The organism is Uliginosibacterium sp. 31-16 (assembly GCF_030730865.1).
Lineage (GTDB): Bacteria > Pseudomonadota > Gammaproteobacteria > Burkholderiales > Rhodocyclaceae > Uliginosibacterium.
Map to the genome: position 1 here is coordinate 1 of NZ_JAVALZ010000007.1, position 21,438 is coordinate 21,438.

General features: G+C 58.6%; 22 protein-coding genes. 11 read left to right on the forward strand and 11 right to left on the reverse strand.

Annotated features, from left to right (window positions below; translation table 11 throughout):
* Window positions 1-175 precede the first annotated feature (175 nt).
* The gene (gene dnaB, locus Q9Q94_RS17620; protein WP_305981445.1) at window positions 176-1,579 is read left to right on the forward strand and encodes a replicative DNA helicase; all 1,404 of its coding nucleotides are present in this window, start codon (window positions 176-178) and stop codon (window positions 1,577-1,579) included.
* Window positions 1,580-1,656: 77 nt separating this feature from the next.
* Here the strand turns inward: dnaB and Q9Q94_RS17625 are convergent, their stop codons facing one another.
* From Q9Q94_RS17625 to Q9Q94_RS17635, 3 genes are all read right to left on the reverse strand, one after another.
* Window positions 1,657-2,046, reverse strand: coding sequence for a hypothetical protein (locus Q9Q94_RS17625; RefSeq protein ID WP_305981446.1), 390 nt, complete (start codon window positions 2,044-2,046; stop codon window positions 1,657-1,659).
* 86 nt (window positions 2,047-2,132) lie between these two features.
* On the reverse strand, window positions 2,133-2,759 hold the full coding sequence (locus Q9Q94_RS17630; RefSeq protein WP_305981447.1) for a transglycosylase SLT domain-containing protein: 627 nt from the start codon (window positions 2,757-2,759) through the stop codon (window positions 2,133-2,135).
* Window positions 2,760-2,764: 5 nt separating this feature from the next.
* Window positions 2,765-4,471, reverse strand: coding sequence for a proline--tRNA ligase (locus tag Q9Q94_RS17635; RefSeq protein WP_305981448.1), 1,707 nt, complete (start codon window positions 4,469-4,471; stop codon window positions 2,765-2,767).
* Between the two features lie 144 nt (window positions 4,472-4,615).
* Between Q9Q94_RS17635 and Q9Q94_RS17640 the strand changes: the two genes are divergently transcribed.
* Complete coding sequence (locus Q9Q94_RS17640) at window positions 4,616-5,140, forward strand: RNA pyrophosphohydrolase (RefSeq protein ID WP_305981449.1); 525 nt, start codon at window positions 4,616-4,618, stop codon at window positions 5,138-5,140.
* 14 nt (window positions 5,141-5,154) lie between these two features.
* Entirely contained in the window at window positions 5,155-5,775 is a 621-nt protein-coding gene (gene coq7 / locus Q9Q94_RS17645) for a 2-polyprenyl-3-methyl-6-methoxy-1,4-benzoquinone monooxygenase (protein WP_305981499.1), read from the forward strand.
* A 7-nt stretch (window positions 5,776-5,782) separates the two neighbouring features.
* Here the strand turns inward: coq7 and Q9Q94_RS17650 are convergent, their stop codons facing one another.
* Window positions 5,783-6,208, reverse strand: a complete 426-nt coding sequence (locus Q9Q94_RS17650; RefSeq protein WP_305981450.1) for an OsmC family protein — start codon at window positions 6,206-6,208, stop codon at window positions 5,783-5,785.
* Between the two features lie 527 nt (window positions 6,209-6,735).
* Between Q9Q94_RS17650 and rplM the strand changes: the two genes are divergently transcribed.
* Both rplM and rpsI read left to right on the forward strand, forming a co-directional pair.
* Entirely contained in the window at window positions 6,736-7,164 is a 429-nt protein-coding gene (gene rplM, locus Q9Q94_RS17655) for a 50S ribosomal protein L13 (protein ID WP_305981451.1), read from the forward strand.
* 15 nt (window positions 7,165-7,179) lie between these two features.
* A complete protein-coding gene (gene rpsI, locus Q9Q94_RS17660) occupies window positions 7,180-7,575 on the forward strand; it encodes a 30S ribosomal protein S9 (protein ID WP_305981452.1) in 396 nt (131 codons plus the stop codon).
* Window positions 7,576-7,700: 125 nt separating this feature from the next.
* Here the strand turns inward: rpsI and folE2 are convergent, their stop codons facing one another.
* From folE2 to Q9Q94_RS17680, 4 genes are all read right to left on the reverse strand, one after another.
* Entirely contained in the window at window positions 7,701-8,501 is an 801-nt protein-coding gene (gene folE2, locus Q9Q94_RS17665; RefSeq protein ID WP_305981453.1) for a GTP cyclohydrolase FolE2, read from the reverse strand.
* 108 nt (window positions 8,502-8,609) lie between these two features.
* On the reverse strand, window positions 8,610-10,460 hold the full coding sequence (gene dxs, locus Q9Q94_RS17670) for a 1-deoxy-D-xylulose-5-phosphate synthase (protein WP_305981454.1): 1,851 nt from the start codon (window positions 10,458-10,460) through the stop codon (window positions 8,610-8,612).
* Between the two features lie 42 nt (window positions 10,461-10,502).
* Window positions 10,503-11,396, reverse strand: a complete 894-nt coding sequence (locus tag Q9Q94_RS17675; RefSeq protein WP_305981455.1) for a polyprenyl synthetase family protein — start codon at window positions 11,394-11,396, stop codon at window positions 10,503-10,505.
* A complete protein-coding gene (locus Q9Q94_RS17680) occupies window positions 11,393-11,713 on the reverse strand; it encodes an exodeoxyribonuclease VII small subunit (protein ID WP_371929876.1) in 321 nt (106 codons plus the stop codon). The genes Q9Q94_RS17675 and Q9Q94_RS17680 overlap by 4 nt, the downstream gene beginning before the upstream one ends.
* Before the next feature lie 62 nt (window positions 11,714-11,775).
* Here Q9Q94_RS17680 and Q9Q94_RS17685 point away from each other — a divergent pair, with 62 nt between their 5' ends.
* The 5 genes from Q9Q94_RS17685 to Q9Q94_RS17705 all read left to right on the forward strand — a co-directional run bounded on the left by Q9Q94_RS17685 (window position 11,776) and on the right by Q9Q94_RS17705 (window position 17,092).
* Entirely contained in the window at window positions 11,776-12,885 is a 1,110-nt protein-coding gene (locus Q9Q94_RS17685) for an aromatic ring-hydroxylating dioxygenase subunit alpha (protein ID WP_305981456.1), read from the forward strand.
* Window positions 12,886-13,157: 272 nt separating this feature from the next.
* Window positions 13,158-14,162, forward strand: coding sequence for a sulfate ABC transporter substrate-binding protein (locus tag Q9Q94_RS17690; RefSeq protein ID WP_305981457.1), 1,005 nt, complete (start codon window positions 13,158-13,160; stop codon window positions 14,160-14,162).
* Between the two features lie 49 nt (window positions 14,163-14,211).
* The gene (gene cysT, locus Q9Q94_RS17695; protein ID WP_305981458.1) at window positions 14,212-15,069 is read left to right on the forward strand and encodes a sulfate ABC transporter permease subunit CysT; all 858 of its coding nucleotides are present in this window, start codon (window positions 14,212-14,214) and stop codon (window positions 15,067-15,069) included.
* Window positions 15,066-16,022, forward strand: a complete 957-nt coding sequence (cysW, locus tag Q9Q94_RS17700) for a sulfate ABC transporter permease subunit CysW (protein WP_305981459.1) — start codon at window positions 15,066-15,068, stop codon at window positions 16,020-16,022. The genes cysT and cysW overlap by 4 nt, the downstream gene beginning before the upstream one ends.
* Window positions 16,019-17,092 carry a sulfate/molybdate ABC transporter ATP-binding protein gene (locus Q9Q94_RS17705; RefSeq protein WP_305981460.1) on the forward strand — a complete coding sequence of 358 codons (1,074 nt, stop codon included), beginning with the start codon at window positions 16,019-16,021 and terminating at the stop codon, window positions 17,090-17,092. Before cysW ends, Q9Q94_RS17705 begins: the two co-directional genes overlap by 4 nt.
* Window positions 17,093-17,260: 168 nt before the next feature.
* Here Q9Q94_RS17705 and Q9Q94_RS17710 read toward each other — a convergent pair whose 3' ends face one another.
* Both Q9Q94_RS17710 and cueR read right to left on the reverse strand, forming a co-directional pair.
* The gene (locus tag Q9Q94_RS17710) at window positions 17,261-17,890 is read right to left on the reverse strand and encodes a hypothetical protein (protein ID WP_305981461.1); all 630 of its coding nucleotides are present in this window, start codon (window positions 17,888-17,890) and stop codon (window positions 17,261-17,263) included.
* 53 nt (window positions 17,891-17,943) lie between these two features.
* A complete protein-coding gene (gene cueR, locus Q9Q94_RS17715; protein ID WP_305981462.1) occupies window positions 17,944-18,420 on the reverse strand; it encodes a Cu(I)-responsive transcriptional regulator in 477 nt (158 codons plus the stop codon).
* 234 nt (window positions 18,421-18,654) lie between these two features.
* Between cueR and cysC the strand changes: the two genes are divergently transcribed.
* Window positions 18,655-19,257 carry an adenylyl-sulfate kinase gene (cysC, locus tag Q9Q94_RS17720; RefSeq protein ID WP_305981463.1) on the forward strand — a complete coding sequence of 201 codons (603 nt, stop codon included), beginning with the start codon at window positions 18,655-18,657 and terminating at the stop codon, window positions 19,255-19,257.
* 101 nt (window positions 19,258-19,358) lie between these two features.
* Here the strand turns inward: cysC and Q9Q94_RS17725 are convergent, their stop codons facing one another.
* Entirely contained in the window at window positions 19,359-21,311 is a 1,953-nt protein-coding gene (locus Q9Q94_RS17725; protein WP_305981464.1) for a methyl-accepting chemotaxis protein, read from the reverse strand.
* Window positions 21,312-21,438 lie beyond the last annotated feature (127 nt).

Sequence of the window (21,438 nt, forward strand, 5' to 3'; positions counted from 1 at the left end):
CAGGACCGTGAAACGAAACCGCGCCGATGATAGTGTGGATTGCCCATGCGAAAGTAGGTCATCGTCAGACTATCTATACAAAACGCCCCCCTCTGCATCAGAGGGGGGCGTTTTACTTTCTAATTCGATCTGCCCTGAAGTAAACTTCCTTCTCTACTGCGTAGATCCTCCTCCTATGGCACACCCCCGCGACACCGGTTTTTCTACTCCGCCCATTGAAGACATGCAAATGGCAGCCTTGAAGCTTCCACCACATTCGGTCGAAGCGGAGCAGTCGTTGCTCGGTGGCGTACTGCTCGACAACTCGGCATGGGATCGCATTGCTGATCTGGTTAGCGAGGTAGACTTCTATCGGGATGAGCACCGAAGAATCTTTCATCACATTGCCAAGTTGATTGAGCAGGGAAAGCCGGCCGATGTGGTGACGGTTTTCGAATCACTGGACAAAAGCGGTGACGCACAGCACGTTGGCGGCCTGGCCTACATCGGAGAGATTGCCAATAACACTCCGTCTGCTGCGAATATTCGGCGTTATGCAGAGATTGTGCGTGAACGAGCAATTCTGCGAAAGCTTGTGACGGTTGGAGATGAAATTGCGGCCAAAGCCTTGACTCCATCCGGTCGGGATGCAAGCCTGATTCTTGATGAGGCCGAAGCGAACATTCTGAATATCCGTGATGAGGGAAGTCGTCACAACAGTGGGTTTGTTCCAATCCAGCCGGTATTGGGCCAAGTCGTAGACAGAATTCAGGAGTTGTACGACAGGGATAATCCGGCAGCAGTTACTGGAGTACCAACTGGTTTGGCAGACTTGGACAAGATAACGTCTGGACTTCAGGCCACAGACATGATCATTGTCGCTGGTCGTCCGGGGATGGGTAAAACATCGTTTGCTCTGAATATCGCAGAAAGTGTCGCCCTTGAGGCTCAACTGCCTGTTGCTGTTTTCTCAATGGAAATGCCGGCGACGCAATTGGTGATGCGATTTATTTCGTCTGTAGGGCGATTGGATCAGCATCGATTGAGAACAGGGAAACTCAATGATGATGAGTGGCAACGCTTGTCTTACTCCCTTGGGCGATTACATGAAGCCCCGATTTTCATTGATGAAACGCCAGGGCTCAATCCCATTGATTTGCGGGCACGGGCTCGACGGCTGCATCGTCAATGCGGAGGGAAGCTGGGTTTGATTGTTATTGACTATCTACAATTGATGACATCACACAAAGAGACGGACAACCGTGCGGCTGAATTGTCAGAAATTTCGCGCTCGGTTAAATCGCTGGCCAAGGAGCTGCATGTGCCAATCATGGCACTTTCTCAGCTGAATCGCAGTCTTGAGCAGCGAACTGACAAGCGTCCGATGGCATCTGATTTGCGAGAATCTGGCGCCTTGGAGCAGGATGCAGATATCATTATGTTTGTGTATCGTGACGAAATTTACCATCCAGATACAGAAGACAAGGGTAAAGCGGAGTTAATCATCGCCAAGCATCGTAATGGTCCGACGGGGATGGTCCCGCTAACCTTTATCGGTGAGTACACGCGTTTCGAAAATTATGCTCAAACAGGGTATTGATGCTGGACACATGCGTGTGAGCCCCAAAGAAAAAGGCCGCGTTAGCGGCCTTTTTCTTTGGGAAACCTTGTGGTCAGTTAGGGCTTGGCAACTTTCCAATCTGCTTTGCTTTCCCCTTTTCTATCACCAGGCTTTTTGTCTTCCAAGTAGTTGTACAGAGGTTTCCCCTTGTAAGCCCACTGTGTCATGCCATCGTCGCGTTCAAAAATTGTCCAGTCGCCTTTAGCTACGTCGTCCGGGGTAGCGAAGAGCGGCGGCCAATTGAACGGGCACTTGACGTTACAGACGCTTTTTCCCGGAGTGATATCTTTGTCAAAGGTGTAAAGCGTGATGCCATTGTGGTCCACCAAGACGCCATCTTTGACAACGGCTGGTGTAGCGGGGGGGGTGTAGGTTGGCGCAGAGCTGCAAGCAGAGAGCAATGCGAGCGAGAGTGATGCAACGACGAGGCTAAGCTGATGCTTCATGGGTTTGTCCTCCTAGTGTGTTGTCAAGCAAACTCTGGGGTCTTCATTGACGCCAAACAGCATTATTCCAAGTACTACGACCTTTCTCAACGAGTAATTGTAGTGGGTGATGATTGCGCTACTTTGTCAGGCATGAACTTCCAGTTGCTTTGCCATGCGGCGTGCACTGCATTGGGGTACTCAGGGCGCCCCAAACTGCCGTTATAGCGCCCCAGCGCACGGTATAAGTCACCTTTTTCAATGTCCAGGTAGTAGCGCAGGATGGTGCAACCATAACGCAGGTTTGTGCGCAAATGGAATAAGTCCTGATCTGTTGTCCCTATTTGTTTTACCCAAAAGGGCATTACCTGCATCAGGCCACGAGCGCCAGCACTGGACACCGCGTACTTTCGGAAACCGCTTTCAACTTGGATCAAGCCGAGTACCAACTGGGGGTCAAGCCCTGCACGCTGAGCTTCGTAATATACGGTTTTAAGCAGTTCGATGCGCTCGCGGGTATCCGGGATCTTGCGGCCCAAGCGTGGCACCATCTCGTTGAGCCAGCGAAGCTTTTCATCGAACGATGAAAAGATGGGCTCAGGAGATGCCCGATCACTTACCGCCGAGTGAAGCGCCGCTTGCACGCTTGCAGCAAGAGCCTCTTCCTTTTGTGCGCCGGCCCAAGCAGGCGTACAAAGCAGGGCGTAAGTAAGAGGGGCAAGCCAGTAGCGCATCTGCTTCAACCAAGCTGCGATTTGACGAATGTGGCGGCTTCGGCAATGGCGATTTTGGATGCCTCTGCATCGCGGCGCCCTTGGTACTCCGCCATACCTTCCTTCAGACCACGTTCGCCGATAACGACACGGTGCGGGACCCCAATCAGTTCCCAGTCAGCAAACATCGCACCAGGTCGCTCGTCACGATCGTCAAGGATCACGTCGAAGCCGGCTGTCTGAAGTTCGGTATAGAGAGCTGTCGCGGCTTCCCGCACCGTCTCCGAGCGGCTCCAGCCCATCGGGCAGATGACGATCTGGAAAGGTGCAATGGCGTCCGGCCAGATGATGCCGCGCTCGTCGAAATTCTGCTCGATGGCGGCCCCCATGATGCGGGTCACGCCGATGCCGTAACAGCCCATCTCCATCACCTGCTCCTTGCCGTCCTCGCCGATGAACTTGCAGCCCATGGCTTCGGAATAACGCGTGCGCAACTGGAAAATGTGGCCGACTTCGATGCCGCGGCAGATGGCGAGAGTGCCCTTGCCGTCGGGCGACGGATCGCCGGCGACGACGTTGCGGATGTCGGCAACTTTGGGTTCCGGGAAGTCGCGACCGACGTTGGCGCCGGTGTAGTGGTAGTCGTTTTCGTTGGCGCCGATGACAGCATCGGCCATCACGGCAACGGAGCGGTCCATGTAAACCTTGCCCTGGAAGCCGATCGGGCCGATGGAGCCTGGTTCGGCACCGAAAGCTTCGCGGATCGTGGCGGGTGAGGCAAAGCGCAGCGGCGAGAACACGCCCGCCAGCTTGCTGGCCTTGACTTCATTCAGCTCATGATCGCCGCGTAGCAGGAGCAGTACCGGTACGCCTGCGTCGCCATCGACGATGACGGACTTGACGGTCTGGCAGGCGTCGATCTTGAGGAAGGCGGCGAGCTGTTCGATGGTCTTGGCGCCAGGCGTGTGAATCTTCGTCAGTGCGGCTGATGGAGCCGGGCGCGACGTCGCGGGTATCAGGGCTTCCGCCAGCTCGACGTTGGCTGCGTATTCCGAGTCCGGGTTGTAGGCGATGGCGTCCTCACCGGTCTCTGCAATCACGTGGAATTCATGCGAGCCGGTGCCGCCGATAGCGCCGGTATCGGCCGCTACTGCGCGGAACTCAAGACCGAGACGAGTGAAGATCAAGGAGTAGGCGCTGAACATGTTCTGGTATTCGCGCTTTAGATCGTCGAAGTCCTTGTGGAAGGAGTAGGCGTCTTTCATCGTGAATTCACGACCGCGCATGATGCCGAAGCGCGGGCGGCGCTCGTCGCGGAACTTGGTCTGGATCTGGTACAGATTTTTCGGCAGTTGGCGGTAGCTGCGCAGGTCCTGCCGGACGATGTCGGTGATGACCTCTTCCGAGGTTGGCTGCATGACGAAGTCGCGTTGATGGCGGTCCTTGAAGCGCAGCAGTTCGTCCCCCATCTTGTCAAAGCGGCCGGTTTCCTGCCACAGCTCGGCGGGTTGCACGATGGGCATGGAAAGCTCCACTGCGCCGGCTCGATTCATTTCCTCGCGGATGATGTTCTCGATCTTGCGGATCACTCGCAGCCCCATCGGCATGTAGTTGTAGATGCCTGCGGAAAGTTTCTTGATGAAGCCCGCACGCATCATCAGCTTGTGGCTGATGATTTCTGCATCGGAGGGAGCTTCCTTGAGGGTTGATATGTAAAACTGGCTGGCACGCATGATCGGAGGCTAGACGTATTCGTTAAATAAGCCGGGATTGTACCTGAGCGTCAGTAATGGCGGGCGCTGCGGGGAAGGGTGGTTTCCTTGCCCGATGATCTGTGAAAGAATCGTGTCAAACGTTCAACATTCAGGTGAATTCTCATGCTCGACCGGGACGGTTATCGCCCCAATGTCGGCATCGTCATCGTCAACTCGAATAACGAGGTTTTTTGGGGCAAGCGCATCCGCGAACATTCCTGGCAGTTTCCGCAAGGTGGCATCAAGCAGGGTGAATCACCCGAGCAGGCGATGTACCGCGAGCTCTACGAGGAAGTCGGCTTGCGTCCCGAGCATGTGCGCGTGCTCGCCCGGACCCGTGACTGGTTGCGCTATGACGTGCCCAAACACTGGATCAAGCGCGAATGGCGCAGCACCTATCGTGGTCAGAAGCAGATCTGGTTCCTGCTGCGTCTGGTTGGGCGCGATACGGATATCAGTCTGCGCGCGAGCGGGCATCCGGAGTTCGACGCCTGGCGCTGGACTGATTTCTGGGTGCCGCTGGAGTCCGTCATTGAATTCAAACGCGGCGTCTATCGTCTGGCGTTGAACGAACTTGCAGACATGCTGTTTCATGGCGACCTGCAGTCCCGTCCTCGCGCCTACGCGCTCGATGCGGCGGGGGTGTGATGATGTCTTTCTCCCTGCTTGATCGCGCGATCCTGAATTTCGACCGAGCATTGCGTACGCTGGCCGCGCCACCACGTTCCTTACGGCCTGTGCCCGGATGCGATGAGCCGGAAACTGTGCTGTCCGATGCGGAGAGGCGCCATACGGCGGCGCTGATGCGGATCAACCATGTCGGCGAAATCTGCGCTCAGGCCCTGTATCAGGGACAGGCCATCACGGCGCGAACGAGCCATGCGCGTGTCGCGCTGGAGCAGGCTGCCAATGAAGAGACCGAGCATCTTGCATGGACGCTGCAGCGTATTCAGGAATTGGGTGGGCGAACCAGCCTGCTCAATCCTTTGTGGTATGCAGGGTCTCTGTCGATCGGCGTAGCGGCAGGGCTGGCAGGAGATCGCTGGAGCTTGGGGTTCTTGGCAGAAACGGAGCGGCAAGTTGAGGCGCATCTGAGCTTGCATCTTGCGAAAGTCGCTCCCGAGGACCTTCGCTCCCGCAGCATCCTCAGTCAGATGAAGACGGATGAAACTGTGCATGCCGAAATGGCCGTCAATCTTGGCGGCAGCGCACTGCCCCCGCCCGTGCGGGGGGCTATGCGCCTCGCCTCGCGTGTAATGACTACGCTGGCTTATCGCGTGTAGAAGGTGCTCAGGCTGCTGGCGTGCTCACTATTTCGAAGTCGTGAGTGATCTCGGCCGTCTTGCCCAGCATGATTGATGCGGAGCAGTACTTGTCTGCCGAAAGTTTGATGGCCCGCTCGACGACTTCGTGTTTCAGGCTCTCGCCGCTGACCACGTAGTGATAGTGGATGCGCGTGAATACCTTCGGATCTGTTTCGGCCCGCTCTGCGCGCAATTGGACCTCGCAGCCGGTGATCGCATGCCTGCCACGCTTCAGGATCAGCACCACGTCGTATGCGGTGCATCCGCCTGCGCCTGCCAGAATCATTTCCATCGGACGTGGGGCCTGATCCTTGCCGCCAAGTTCGGCAGCGCCTTCCATGGCGACTTGATGTCCGCTGCCTGTGACGGCGAGAAATCGGGCGTCGCCATCCCATCTGATTTTGCATTCCATGATCGGGGTCCTCCTGTTTGGGGTGGTGAGTGTAGCGCCTGAACACGAGCCTCTCAAATTTGGCGCAGAGTTCGCGCTGCACTGCAGCGGAGGGGTGATTTGCGAGGAGGGGGGGGCGAGCAATTGCTCAGGTTCGTGACGGCAAGGCTTTTTGGAAGATAAATAAAACCAATGTTTCAATAGAAACATTCTCCGTTTGTCAAACAAATAAATCTTGCAATGCACCATACGGCTGGTCATAATCAGACCGTGCTGATCGATTTGCCAAGCAAGTCTGGGTCAGAAGTTTGTCTCCTCCACCCTCCTCCTTTGGTGTGGACTTGGCGCAGCCCCACAAGGGCTGCGTTTTTTTATTGCAAATCCTCGGTGGTGCGCGAATGAAGCTGGTAGCGTTTGGCTCGTGAGTGTTTTGCCGAATGTGCTGATCTTGTTTGACAGCACTATTTTAAAAGGCATATACTTGCCGACTTTCCGCGTACGGGTGTCCGTACGACGCACAACACAAGACAAGACTAGAGGAAACTCTGATGAAGACCTTTTCCGCCAAGCCGCATGAAGTGACGCACGACTGGTTCGTCGTCGATGCGACTGACAAGGTGCTCGGTCGTTTGGCTAGCGAGATTGCTCGCCGCCTCCGTGGCAAGCACAAGGCTATCTATACGCCGCACGTTGATACCGGTGACTTCATCATCGTCACGAACGTTGAAAAGCTGCGCGTTACCGGCGACAAAGCGCTGGACAAGAAGTACTACCGTCACTCCGGTTATCCCGGCGGTATTTACGAAACCAACTTCACCAAGCTGCAGCAGCGCTTCCCGGCGCGCGTGCTTGAGAAGGCTGTCAAGGGCATGCTGCCCAAGGGGCCGCTCGGCTACGCCATGCTCAAGAAGCTCAAGTGCTACGCTGGTGCGGCTCACCCGCACGCTGCGCAGCAGCCCAAGGTGCTGGACATCTAATCAGGAGCGAGAGTAATGCCCGTCGGTCAATATAATTACGGTACGGGTCGTCGCAAGACGGCTATCGCCCGTGTCTTCATCAAGGCAGGTTCCGGCAAGATCGTTGTCAATGGCAAGCCGGTTGACGAGTTCTTTTCCCGCGAAACCGGCCGCATGATTGTGCGTCAGCCGCTTCAGCTGACCGAAAACACTACGAGCTTTGACATCATGGTCAACGTGATCGGTGGTGGTGAGTCGGGTCAGGCTGGTGCTGTGCGTCATGGCATTACTCGTGCCCTGATTGATTTCAGCCCGGAACTGAAGCCTGTGCTGAAAAAAGCAGGTTTTGTTACCCGTGATGCACGTGAAGTTGAGCGCAAGAAAGTCGGCTTCCGCAAGGCTCGTCGGCGTAAACAGTTCTCCAAGCGCTAAGCGCTGGTGGATTGTCGGCAAAAAGCCCGCTTTGGCGGGCTTTTTGTTTTTTGTCCTGTTCCTGGGCTTGGGTTAATAAAAAGGGCCGCCCTATGGCGGCCCTTTTTTCTGAACGCTTACGTTTTCTATAGGCGCTTGTCGTGCTCGATCAGAGCATAAGCCGAGTGATTGTGGATCGATTCAAAGTTTTCAGATTCCACTACATAAGCGTCGATGCGGTCTTCTGAGTTGAGGCGGCCAGCTACGTCACGCACCAGATCTTCAACAAATTTTGGATTGTCGTAGGCGCGTTCGGTTACGTATTTCTCGTCCGGGCGTTTGAGCAGGCCAAACAGTTCGCAGGAGGCTTCGGCCTCGGCAAGTTCGACCAACTCTTCAATCCACACCAGTGCATTGGTTTGTGCTGTGATGGTTACGTGCGAACGCTGGTTGTGCGCTCCGTAGGCCGAGATCTTTTTCGAACATGGACACAGGCTGGTGACCGGCACGATTACCTGCATGGTCAGCGTGAAGTGCCCTCCATCCTTGATTTCACCAACGAAACGGACATCGTAGTCCATCAGGCTTTCTACGCCGGAGACGGGTGCTTTCTTGTTGATGAAATAGGGAAAGCGCATTTCGAGATGGCCGGTTTCGGCTTCGAGGCGTTTGACCATTTCACGCAGCATCGGCTCAAAGGATTCGACCGAAATTTCGCGATCCTGACTATTCAGTATCTCTACGAAGCGTGACATGTGGGTGCCCTTGAAGTTGTGGGGCAGGCCGACATACATGTCGAAGGTCGCTATGGTGTGTTGTACGCCCTGGCCGCGGTCCATGACGCGTACAGGGTGGCGGATGGATTTGATGCCGACCTTGTTGATGGCCAGATGGCGGCGATCTTCAAAGCCTTGGACGTCAGGAATCGTATTGTCTAGGGTGTTCATGCGGGGGCCTTGTCTATGTGCCTCGACCCTGACGGGGCGGGCGTTTTTTGTGTCAGTCGAGGGACGAAGTCTATAAATCCTGAGCAAAAAGCTCAACTATGCGTGTCTTTAGGTTTTGGCTATTGCCGGATGGTTAAGGATTCTCTCGACGATTGAATGGGTATCCAGGCCCATATCATGCAGAAGCTGTGCCTGATCGCCGTGATCCACAAACTGGTCAGGCAGTCCAAGGTGCATGACTGCTGTTGTCATGCCTGCATTTGCCAGTGCGCGCGATACTTCACTGCCAGCGCCGCTGATTACTGCGTTTTCTTCCAGTGTCACGAGCAGGTCGTGCGATGCTGCCAATTCACAGGCCAGCCCGGCATCAAGAGGCTTGGCAAAACGCATGTTGGCAACGCTGGCATCCAGAATCTCGCCAGCCTTCAGGGCTTCGTGCAGCAGCGTACCAAAAGCCAGCAGAGCGATCTTTTTGCCTTTGCGGCGGACTTCTCCCTTGCCGATATCCAGAGCCTGCATTGTTGGCTGGGGCAGGGTGCCGTTGCCGCTGCCCCGCGGATAGCGCACCGCAGAAGGGCCGTCATGCCGGTAGGCGGTATAGAGCATCTGGCGACATTCATTTTCGTCGCTGGGCGTCATGACCACCATGTTTGGAACGCACAGGAGGAAGGACAGATCAAAAGCTCCGTGGTGTGTGGCGCCATCTGCGCCGACCAGACCACCGCGATCAACCGCCAGCATGACCGGCAGATTCTGCAGCGCAATGTCGTGAATCAGCTGATCGTAGGCGCGCTGCAGAAAGGTGGAGTAGATTGCCACGACCGGTTTCATGCCTTCGCAGGCCAGACCGGCGGCAAAAGTGAGAGCATGCTGCTCGGCAATCCCGACGTCAAAGTAGCGTTGCGGGAATTCCTGTTCAAAGCGCACCAAGCCCGAGCCTTCGCGCATTGCGGGTGTTATGGCCATCAACCGGTCGTCCTGTGCGGCCATGTCGCAGAGCCAGTCAGAGAACACCTGAGTGAAAGTCAGTTTGCTGCTGCCATTGCCGGCCTGGATGCCTGCGGCACGGTCGAATTTTCCAACCCCGTGGTAAAGCGTCGGATCCGCTTCCGCCAGTTTGTAGCCTTGGCCCTTGCGGGTGATCACATGCAGGAACTGTGGTCCCTTGAGCTTGCGAATGTTCTGTAGTGTCGGGATCAGGGCGTCCAGATCGTGACCATCGATCGGTCCGATATAGTTGAAGCCAAACTCCTCGAACAGCGTGCTGCCTGGCGTAACCAGTCCCTTGACGTGCTCTTCCACCTTTTTGGTCAGCGAAGCGCCGAGTACTTTCTCGCCTGCACGGCGGGCTGCAGCATAGGTGCGGCCGGAGAGCAGGCGGGCAAGAATCTTGGTCAGCGCACCTACCGGAGGTGAGATTGACATCTCGTTGTCATTCAGGACGACGAGCAGGTTGGCATCCAGTACGCCCCCGTTATTAAGCGCTTCGAAAGCCATGCCGGCAGACAAGGCTCCGTCGCCGATTACGGCGATGCCGTGGCGGTTCTCTCCCTTGTGCTGGGCGGCTACGGCCATACCCAGTGCGGCGGAGATCGACGTGGACGAGTGAGCAGTGCCAAAGGTGTCGTATTTGCTCTCGCAACGACGCGGAAAGCCTGAAATCCCCTTGTACTGGCGCAGTCCCGCCATGGCTTCACGGCGGCCGGTGAGGACCTTGTGAGCGTAGGTCTGATGGCCTACGTCCCAGACGATGCGGTCGGCGGGGGTGTCGAAAACGTAATGCAGGGCAATGGTCAACTCGACCGTGCCAAGGTTCGATGACAGATGGCCGCCGGTCTTGGATACGGATTCCACCAGAAATGCACGCAGTTCATCGGCCAGTTGTGGCAGTTGTTTGCGATCAAGCTCGCGCAGCTCGCTTGGTGCATTGATCGTTTTCAGCAGCGGGTAGGAGTTCATGGGTCGGGGGATTGCCCTGTAATTATCCGTGTGTGTGGCGAATCAGAATTGGCGGCTGACGATGTAATGAGCCAGCTCACGCAGGCGCAACGCCCGCTCGCCAAAGCCAGCCAGCGCCGCCGTGGCTTCTTCGGCCAGTTCGTGAGCCAGAGCTTTGGACTCGGCAAGGCCGAGGATGCTCACATAAGTGGGTTTGTTATTGGCGGCATCCTTGCCGGCTGTCTTGCCCAGCGTGGCGGTATCGGCAACGGCGTCGAGCACGTCATCGACCACCTGGAACAGCAAGCCGATGCATTTGGCGTAGCGATCCAGATGCTGCAGTTCTTCGTCGCTGACTTCGCCGGAAAGGGCTCCGAGCAGCACTGCGGCGCGAATCAGGGCACCCGTCTTGTGCAAGTGCATGACTTCCAGTTCGACACGCGAAAGATCCTTGCCGACCGATGCCAGATCGATAGCTTGGCCGCCAGCCATGCCGCGCGAACCTGAAGCCTGTGCAAGAGTGTGGATGGCGCGCAACTGGCGGATAGGGGCGGCAAACAGGCCGGGCGCGGAGAGAATGTCAAAGGCCTGCGTCTGCAGTGCATCGCCAACCAGCAGGGCGGTAGCTTCGTCGTACTGAACGTGTACGGTGGGTTTGCCCCGGCGCAGCGCGTCGTCGTCCATGCAGGGCATGTCGTCGTGCACCAGCGAATAGACGTGAATGCACTCCACGGCACAAGCTGCGGCATCCAGAGTGGCGACAGGGGCGCCGGCAAGCTCGCCGGCGGCGAAAGCGAGCAGCGGGCGGACACGCTTGCCACCGCCCAGAGTGGTGTAGCGCATGGCTTCGTGCAGGCGCTCCGGCGCAATGCTGGCCGCGGGCAGAGCCTGTTCCAGAGCGGTTTCCACGCGTTGCTGCTGGCGGCGCATCCAGTCCTTGAAGTTCGTTTCGCTCATTGGGTGTCTCCGGCAGGCAAATCGACGAGCTGGCCGTCTTCCAGCATTCTGATCTTCTGCTCTGCTGCTGTCAGTGTGCCCTGGCATTGGCGCAGCAACGTGATGCCGCGCTGATAGCTGGCCAGCGCCTGCTCCAGGGGAAGGTCGTCGCGCTCCATGGCGGCTACGATGGATTCAAGCTCGGCGACGGCCTTCTCGAAGCTTTCGGGCTGTTCAGCGTGTTTGCTCTTGACCATGGCGTGGGGGCGGGCTTTCTGAGGCTGGCTCGGGGTAAACTCGTGATTATAATTTATTGCTAAGGGGCTGTTGTTATACATTCGCCGATCCGCCGAATGTATAACAACAGCCTCAGGTTTCCGGCTGAAAAGGATTGTCCTGCATGTCCGATAACGCATCATCCCGCCTGCTGGCTCCTGCAGTCTCGCAACTGCCGGTGTCGGCTTACTTTGATCCGGCTTTGTTTGAAGTGGAGAAGCGCCTGCTTTTCGATGCCGGGCCGGGTTACGTCGGGCATGAACTGATGGTGCCGGAACTGTCTGATTACTACACGCTGGGCTGGCAGGACCACGCCCGCATGCTGGTGCGCGGCGAGGACGGTGTGCATGCCATGTCCAACATCTGTCGTCATCGCCAGGCTGTCATGCTGGAGGGGCGTGGCAAGGCGCGCAATGTGGTGTGCCCGGTGCATCGCTGGACCTACACCAATGAGGGCGAACTGATCGGAGCGCCGCATTTTCCGCAGAACCCCTGCCTGAATCTGGGGCGGCAGAAGCTCGAAGCCTGGCAAGGCCTGCAGTTCAAGGGGCCGCGCAGTGCGAATGCCGATCTGGCTGGCATGAAGCTGGCGCCGGAGCTGGATTTTTCCGGCTATGTGCTGGGGCATGTCGAGCATCACACCTGCAACTACAACTGGAAGACTTTCATCGAGGTTTATCTGGAGGACTATCACGTTGCGCCCTTCCATCCGGGCCTGGGCAACTTTGTCACCTGTGATGATCTGACCTGGCAGTTTGGTGACTGGTATTCCGTGCAGCGCGTTGGCGTCACCTCGTTGCAGAAGTCCGGCAGCCCGGCCTATGCGCGCTGGCAGAAAGCCGTGCTGGAACTCAATGGCGGCGAGTTGCCCAAGCATGGCGCGATCTGGCTGACCTATTTCCCCAATCTCATGGTCGAGTGGTATCCGCATGTGCTGGTGGTCAGTCATCTGCAACCACTGGCTGTGGACAAGACCCTCAATGTGGTCGAGTTCTATTACCCCGAAGAAATTGCCGCCTTTGAGCCTGAACTTATCGAAGCCGAGCGTGCCGCCTACATGGAAACCGCCATTGAGGATGACGAGATCGGCGAACGCATGGATCGCGGCCGCGCCGCGCTGCTCAAACAAGGTATCAATGAAGTCGGCCCTTACCAGTCGCCGATGGAAGACGGCATGCAGCACTTTCACGAATTTTATCGTCAGCAGATGGGCGATTCGCTGAAGGTGCTTTAAGCCGGGTGGCTGTAGAGCCGCTTCTGGCGGGCATCTCCGGCATGGCATGCTGCTGAAGCAGATGGATATTGAGTGTGCAACAGGTTTGTCTGAAGAGGCCCGCCAGGTGCGGCTCTTCGGGCACGCTTCCAGGATGGCGGCTCTTGCGATGAAGCGGCTTCTCTATTGGCGATATATTCCTAATTCTTCTAAATCAATCATGTATTGAGCTAATTCTGGATATGAAGACGTTGCATACTGGCCTCACCCCCAAGTACCAACGGAGCCAGAACATGCACAAAACCCTCAAACTTGCTTTTGCCGCCGCCGCTCTGATCGGTGCCGTGAGTGCCGCCCAGGCCCAGCAGAAGGAAATTCTCAACGTCTCCTACGATGTCGCGCGCGACGTGTTCAAGGATTACAACCCGCGCTTCATCGCGGCATACAAAGCCAAGACCGGCGAAGAGCTGGTGGTGAAGCAGTCGCATGGCGGTTCTTCCAAGCAGGTACGCGCCGTCGCTGATGGTCTGGAAGCCGATGTGGTGACCATGAACCAGCCGACCGATGTGAGCTTTCTCGCCGAGAAGGGCCTGCTTGCGGCCGACTGGAACAAGAAATTTCCGAACAACGCCTCGCCTTACACCTCCGCCATGGTGTTCATCGTGCGCAAGGGCAATCCCAAGGGTTTCAAGGATTGGAGCGATCTGGTCAAGCCAGGCGTGACGATCACCCTGCCACACCCCAAGAACACGGGTAACGGCCGCAATACCTATCTTTCTGCCTGGGGCTGGGCGCAGCGCCAACCCGGTGGCAATGAGAAGACTGCCGCCGCTTTCGTTGGCGCCTTCCTCAAGAATGTGCCGGCTTTCGCGCCGGGCGGGCGGGATGCAACGACCAACTTCATCCAGCGTGGTCAGGGTGATGTGCTGATTACCTTCGAGAGCGAAGCCGAGTTGATCGCGCGTGAATTCGGCCGCGGCAATTTCGATGTGGTCTATCCGACCCAGACCCTGCAGACCGAATTCCCGGTGGCCGTGGTCGACAAGGTGGTCGACAAGCGTGGCACCCGCAAGCAGGCTCAGGCTTACCTGGAATATCTGTGGAGCAAGGATGGCCAGGAGAATGCTGCGCAGAACTATCTGCGCCCGACCGACAAGGATGTCCTGAAGAAATATGCCGCGCAGTTCCCGCCGATCAAGACCTTCACGGTTGAAGAAGTTTTTGGCAGCTGGGACAAGGCTTTCAACGCGCACTTCAAAGACGGTGGCTCGTTTGATCAGGTCTATCAGGTAAAGTAAGCGATCCAACCGGACTGCAAGGGGCCGGCCATGCCGGCCCCTTTTCATCATGACAAGAAAATCACATCGTGTCCTGCCCGGGTTCGGCCTGTCTCTGGGCTACTCGCTGGTCTACCTTTCGCTGCTGGTGCTGATTCCGCTGGGGGCGTTGATCGCCAGGAGCGCGCAACTCTCGCTGGCGGATTTCTGGGCAATCGCCACCACTGAGCGGGCCTTTGCCGCGTACAAGATCACCTTTGGCTGTGCGTTGATCGCAGCCATCGTCAATGGCGTGTTCGGCCTGATTGTCGCCTGGGTACTGGTGCGTTATGACTTCCCCGGCAAGCGGCTGGTCGATGCCTTTGTCGATCTGCCCTTCGCGCTGCCTACTGCCGTAGCAGGGATCACCCTGACCACGCTGTATGCCAGCACAGGTTGGGTGGGGCAGTTCCTTGAAGGCGTGCTGGGTTTCAAGGTGGCCTTCACGCCCGCCGGCATTGTCGTGGCGCTGATCTTCATCGGCATTCCTTTTGTGGTGCGCACGGTGCAGCCGGTGATCGAGGATATCGAGCAGGAAGTCGAGGAGGCCGCCGCCAGCCTTGGCGCCACACGCGGGCAGACTTTCTTCCGGGTGCTCTTGCCCGCACTTTTTCCGGCCTTGCTGACCGGTTTCACGCTGGCGTTCTCGCGTGCCGTTGGTGAGTACGGCTCGGTGATCTTCATCGCAGGCAACATGCCGATGGTGTCCGAAATCACGCCGCTGCTGATCATCTCCAAGCTGGAGCAATATGATTTGCCCGGTGCCACGGTGCTGGCGGTGGTGATGCTGGTGATCTCCTTCGTGCTGCTGCTGGCGATCAACCTGCTGCAGTGGTGGACGGCCAACCGGCATAGCGGTCGCCACATCGAGAACGGGGTGCAGGCATGAGCACAGTCCGTCGCGTGAATACCGAGTCCCTGCTGGTGCGCTGCGTACTGATCGTGCTGGCACTGGGCTTCCTGTTCTTCTTCCTGGGCCTGCCTCTGCTGGCGGTGTTTGCCGAGGCGTTCAAGCAAGGTTTCGGGCCGTACTGGCATGCGCTGATGGAGCCGGATGCGCTCTCCGCGCTGGGGCTGACCTTGCTGATTGCCTTGCTGGTCCTGCCTCTCAATCTGCTGTTCGGTCTGGCGGCAGCCTGGGCCATTGCCAAGTTCGAGTTCCGGGGCAAGAGCCTGCTGACCACCCTGATTGATCTGCCCTTCGCGGTGAGTCCGGTGGTGGCCGGCCTGCTGTTCATCCTGATCTTCGGTCGGCAGGGCTGGCTCGGCCCCTGGCTGCAGGCGCATGACATCAAGATTATCTTCGCGCTGCCCGGGATGGTGATCGCCACCATGTTCATCACCTTTCCCTACATTGCACGCGAGCTGATTCCGCTGATGCAGTCACAGGGCAAGGACGAAGAGGAGGCTGCCGTTTCACTCGGCGCTTCGGGTTTGCAGATGTTCTGGCGCGTCAGCCTGCCAAACATCAAATGGGGTTTGCTGTATGGCGTGATTCTGGCCAACGCCCGTGCCATGGGGGAGTTCGGCGCGGTCAGCGTGGTTAGCGGGCACATCCGTGGCGAAACCAATACGCTGCCCTTGCACGTCGAGATTCTTTACAACGAGTACAACACCGTCGGTGCCTTTGCCGCCGCCTCGGTGCTGGCCTTGCTCGCGCTGGTCACGCTGGTGGCGAAAACCTTTGTGGAATGGCGGATGCAGAAAGAGACCGAGATGCTCAGCGCGGAGTTGCCACCTGAGCGCGCGCCCCTGGCTGCGGTTGTGCAGCAAGCAGCCTCTCAAGCGGGGGACGGAAAACTTGAGGCGGCCCGGCGTTCTCCGGAAAGGATTGAAAAATGAGTATTGCAGTCAAGAACATCAGCAAGCGCTTCGGCAATTTCACCGCGCTCGATAACATCTCGCTGGAAATTCCTACCGGCGAACTGGTGGCGCTGCTTGGCCCCTCCGGCTGCGGCAAGACCACGCTGCTGCGAATCATCGCGGGCATGGAGTCTGCCGATCAGGGATCGGTGCATTTCCACGGTGAAGAGGCCACCCACGTGCACACGCGTGAGCGGCAGGTCGGTTTCGTGTTCCAGCATTACGCGCTGTTCCGCCACATGAGCGTATTCGAGAACGTGGCCTTCGGCCTGCGTGTCAAGCCGCGCGCGACGCGCCCTTCCGAATCCGAGATTCGCGAGCGGGTGATGAAGCTCCTCAAGCTCGTGCAGCTGGACTGGCTGGCCGAGCGTTATCCTTCGCAGCTCTCGGGTGGCCAGCGTCAGCGGATTGCGCTGGCCCGCGCCCTTGCGGTGGAACCCAAGGTCTTGCTGCTCGACGAACCTTTTGGCGCGCTCGACACGCAGGTACGCAAGGAGCTGCGCCGCTGGCTGCGTCGACTGCACGATGAAATGCATATTGCATCAGTGTTCGTGACCCACGACCAGGAAGAGGCGCTGGAGGTGGCCGACCGCGTGGTGGTGATGAACAAGGGGCGAATCGAGCAAATGGGTACGCCGGATCAGGTTTATTCGGCTCCGGCCAGTCCGTTTGTGTACCGCTTCCTGGGCAACGTGAACGTATTTCACAGCCGCGTGCACGGACAATGGGCAGATGTCGACCGGGCTGCGCATGTCGAGAAAGACGAGGCGCTGGCCTTTGTGCGCCCGCATGACATCGAGATTCAGCGGGAGTCGTCGGACGGTGCATTGTCAGCCGGTGTGCTGCACGTGCAGGCCATCGGTCCGCTGGTGCGCGTCGAGGTCGAACATCAGGGCGAAGTCTTCGAGGTCGAGCTGACCCGCGAACGCCACAACCAGCTGGCTCTGGTGGCGGGCGAAACCGTGTGGCTGCGTCCGCGTAACCTGCGTGTGTTCCAGGGCGAACAGATGGTGAGCAGCCAGACCTTCGATCTGGGCGCCGGGATCTGAAGCTACCCGAGGCGACCTTCCTGCAAGGCATGTCCGGCAAGCCGCTTCTGGAGCGCCTCTTCAGGCAGGTGTGCTGAAGAGGCTTGTCAGTTGCGGGTCTTGGGGTAGGTGTGCCTGAAAAGCTTTACAGGCGCGGGTCTTGGGAGGTCGGTCCGCCGCTCCCGGCGTTCAGGCGCTTTTCGGTTTGAAAATCTGGTGCCGCATGTCCTCGCGCTTGGGCAGGGCATCGGCGCGCCAGCGCAGCACGCGCAGGCGGTGCTGGCGCAGCAGGGTTTCGGCGCGGTCGAGCATCGGGTCGGCATGCTGACGTTCGATGAAGATCACCACGGCCGGCGTGAAATCCTTTTTGCACAGCACGAAATCTGCCGGCACGCGCGGTGGCGGTGGGGCGTGCGGATCAAGCAACGTGGCGATATCCACACCGGCCATGACAGGGAAGCCCGGCATGTCGGTCTGCAGCCGCAGGAAAACCTCCTGTGCAGCCGCATCCAGCAAGGGTTTGCGGCGTCCATGATGAAAATCGTTGGCGGGCGCGGGGGGGCGGTGCGGCGTCTGCAGATCGGCCGCCATCGGGGCTGTGCGAACGGTCTTGTGAGCCGGACGGGGGCTGCGTGCTTGAGGGAGAGGGGCTGGCGCCGCGGCGGGCTGCTCGATCTCTTCACGCTGGGCCATCAGAAGCGCCAGATGGTCGGCGTCGAACTCGTGGCGATTGGCGAAGCGCTCCTGCCACACCCGCCAGGCGCGTAACAGGAAATAGCCCATCACACCGATGATTGCCACCAGGATCAGCCAGCCCACGTCTTCGTCTCCGCAAAATTTCGGGCATTGTAGTGCGTCGTGGTGCCAAGCGGCTAGGCAGGCGTCACGGGCATGCTGCCATCTGTCATGCCATCTTGCTGGCCAGCCAGATCGGCGAGGATCGGGCAGTCGGGGCGCTGATCCCCGGCACAGCAGGCGGTGAGCTGGCTGAGGGTGTCCACCATTCCTTGCAACTCACCAATGCGCGCCTGCAGTTCAGCGATGTGTGTCGCGGCAATTTTCTTGACGGCGGCACTGGAGCGCTGACGGTCCTGCCACAGGCCGAGCAGGGTGCGGATTTCGTCCATCGAGAAGCCGAGTTTGCGGCTGCGCAGGATGAAACGCAGAGTGTGAATGTGTTGCAACGCATACACGCGGTAATTTGCTGCGGTGCGTGGCACCGCGCCGAGCAGGCCAAGTTCTTCATAGTGGCGAATCATCTTGATGGAGACGCCGCTGGCGAGCGAGGCCGCGCCGATGTCGACGAAACCGGCTTCGAGGGCGCTGGCGTGTTCAAGCGGGACGGGCATGACTGTTCCTGTATGGAAGGGTGCTGTTTGCGCGGGACATGTGCGATTGTTTGATCATGGCTGATGAAGGCTGTTTTTGAAATTGCCGCTGCGATGGAGTCGTGCATGCATTTGACGCCCTTGTCGGTGCATGTCAGGAAGCAATTGTGCATAAAACCCGTTTTACTGCGGCGGAACGGGCCTGAATTTGTGATACTGCGCGCAACAGTCTTGTGATCGATGGAGAAACGCCGCATGGCAAGCAACATTACCCGGCACGAAGCCCTTGTGCCGGCTGAAGCACGTAGCCGGTTCTTTGGCCATGAGTCTGCAACGATCTGGCTGACCGGCCTCTCGGGGGCCGGGAAATCGACCATCGGTTTTGCTCTTGAACACGCCCTGATCAATGCCGGCAGGGCGTGTTATGTTCTGGACGGAGACAATGTCCGGCATGGTCTGAACAAGGATCTGGGGTTCTCGCCGGAGGATCGCGCAGAGAACATCCGCCGGATTGCCGAAGTGGCACATCTGCTCAATGATGCCGGCCTGATGGTGATCACCGCTTTTATTTCACCTTATCGCGCTGACCGGGCAATGGCCTGTGAAATCATTGGTGCGGACCGTTTCATTGAAGTGCACGTTGCCACGGATCTGGCTGTGTGCGAGCAGCGCGATCCCAAGGGCCTGTACGCCAAGGCACGAGCCGGAAAAATTCCCGACTTCACAGGCATTTCTGCTCCTTACGAAGCGCCTGATGCTCCCCGGATCGTGCTGGATACCGCGAGTTTTTCCGTAGAAGCCTGCGTCGCTTCCATTCTTGAGGTTCTGCGTCCACGCATTCTGGAAAGCAAGGGTTGATGGAACCTGGCTGATGCAGCAGGCGCCGGGTGGTTCACCGGGCATGGACACTGCCGCTTTTCTCGCCTGTCCTGCCGTGAAGTTCTTTGCTGCGTGATTTGTCAGGAAATCCTGGTGATGTATTGCCGCGGTTCCGGAGAGGCTCCAGCGGTCGTGGTTCCGGTGTTGGTCAGCTTGAAAAAGGCCATCAACTGCTGCAGCTGTTCGGCCTGACTACTCATTTCCTCGGCGGTGGCGGCGAGTTCTTCGGAGGCTGAAGCATTCTGCTGGGTAAGCTGTGAGAGTTGGCCCAGCGCCGTATTGATCTGGCCGACACCGCCGGATTGCTCGGTGGACGCTGCGGCGATTTCCTGCACCAGCTCCGCGGTCTTCTGGATCGAAGGCACGATTTCATCGAGCAGCTTGCCCGCCTTTTCGGCCATGCCGACGCTGCTGCCTGCCAGCTCACCGATTTCCTGTGCAGCCACCTGGCTGCGCTCGGCCAGCTTGCGCACTTCGGCAGCGACCACGGCGAAGCCCTTGCCCTGTTCGCCAGCGCGCGCTGCTTCGATGGCCGCGTTCAGCGCCAGCAGATTGGTCTGGTAGGCGATGTCGTCGACGATGCCGATCTTGCTGGCGATCTGTTTCATGGCCTGCACGGTTTGTGCCACGGCCTCGCCACCCTCGCGCGCCTCGCTGGTAGCCTGGCTGGCCATGTCGTCGGTCACACGGGCATTGTCGGCATTCTGGGTCACCGAACTGCTCATCTGTTCCATCGAGGCCGAGGTCTCTTCGACACTGGCGGCCTGCTCGCTGGACGATTGCGACAGCGACTGCGAGGTGGCACTGATCTGGCCTGCAGCACCGCTCAGGCTGTCGGCAGCGTTGCGTACCTCGGCGATGGTCCCGGCGAGCTTGCTGCTCATCGCATGCATGGAGCCAAGCAGCTTGCCGACTTCATCTCGACTGTGCGCTTCGACACGTACCGTCAGATCGCCTGCGGCTATTTTTTCGAACACCTGCACGGCGTCACTCAGGGGGCGACTGATCCAGCGTCGGCCCAGCAGGGCGACGCTGCCGGCAATCAATAATGCGATCAGCAGGACGGCGACGATCAGTTGCTGCTGGATGCTGCGCGCATCACGCGTGAATTCGGCGACGAAACCGTCGGAGACGACCAGCCAGTTCCAGTGTGCAAAGCTGCCAAACACGCTGAGCTTTTCCTGTGTCCCGCCTTGCGGGCTCTTTTCGTCCCAGATGAGGCTGCCGGCCTTCTGCTCCAGCATCTGGCGGATCACCGCCTGGTTATCTGCGGATTTCAGATCCAGCAGGCTCTGGCCCTCTGCGCTGGCGTGCACCACGGCCTTGCCTGCGTCGGCTTCGCTGCTCTCAAGTACAAAGACGTGGCCCGTATCACCGACGCGAATGTCGCGGATCTTCTGCTTCAGCGCAGCCAGCCCTTCGGTGAAATCAATACCGATGAAGCCGATGCCAATAACACGGCCGTTTTCTGTCAAGGGCACGTAGCGCACGATGTAGTCGCGCCCGAAGAGCTTGGCGCGCCCGGTGTAGGGCTTGCCGGCCAGTGTCAGCTCATAGGCTGGGTGCTTGTGGTCGAGCTGGGTACCGGTGGCACGTTGGCCCTGAGCATCTTTCAGCGAGGTGGCCACTCGCGTGAAGTCCTCTCCCTCGCGTACGAAGAGCGTGGCGACGGCGCCCGAGGCGGCAGTGAAGCTGTCTATCAGCGCGGAGCTTCTCGTGTGGTCGGCTTTCACGCTGCTTTGACGCAGCGTTTCCGGCACCGCACTGCCGAGACGCGAAACGAATTCGGCACCAAGCTGGGTGGCCGCATTTTCCAGGCTGGTGGCGTAGACCTCCGCCATATCCACGATGCGCTGATTGGCCACCTGCAGCGAGGCCGTCGCACTGGCCTGCATGCGGCTGGAGAGCTGGCTGCACAGGTAGGTGCCGGCAACCCCAAAAACCAGAACCAGAAGACCGACAGTGAGCAGGCTCAGGCGGGTCGCGATGGACAGATCGGCGAAACGCCGCCGGATGGGCGCTGGCTGTGGCATGACAGGCTCCTTGGGAATCCGGGCATGAGTCCGGGGCGGATTTCGCAGCCCGATGTTTGTGCTCTCGCCCGTCACCTGAAGGATTTCGGCAGGCCCGCCCGATTGCTGCAGGGGCTTGCCCGAATGG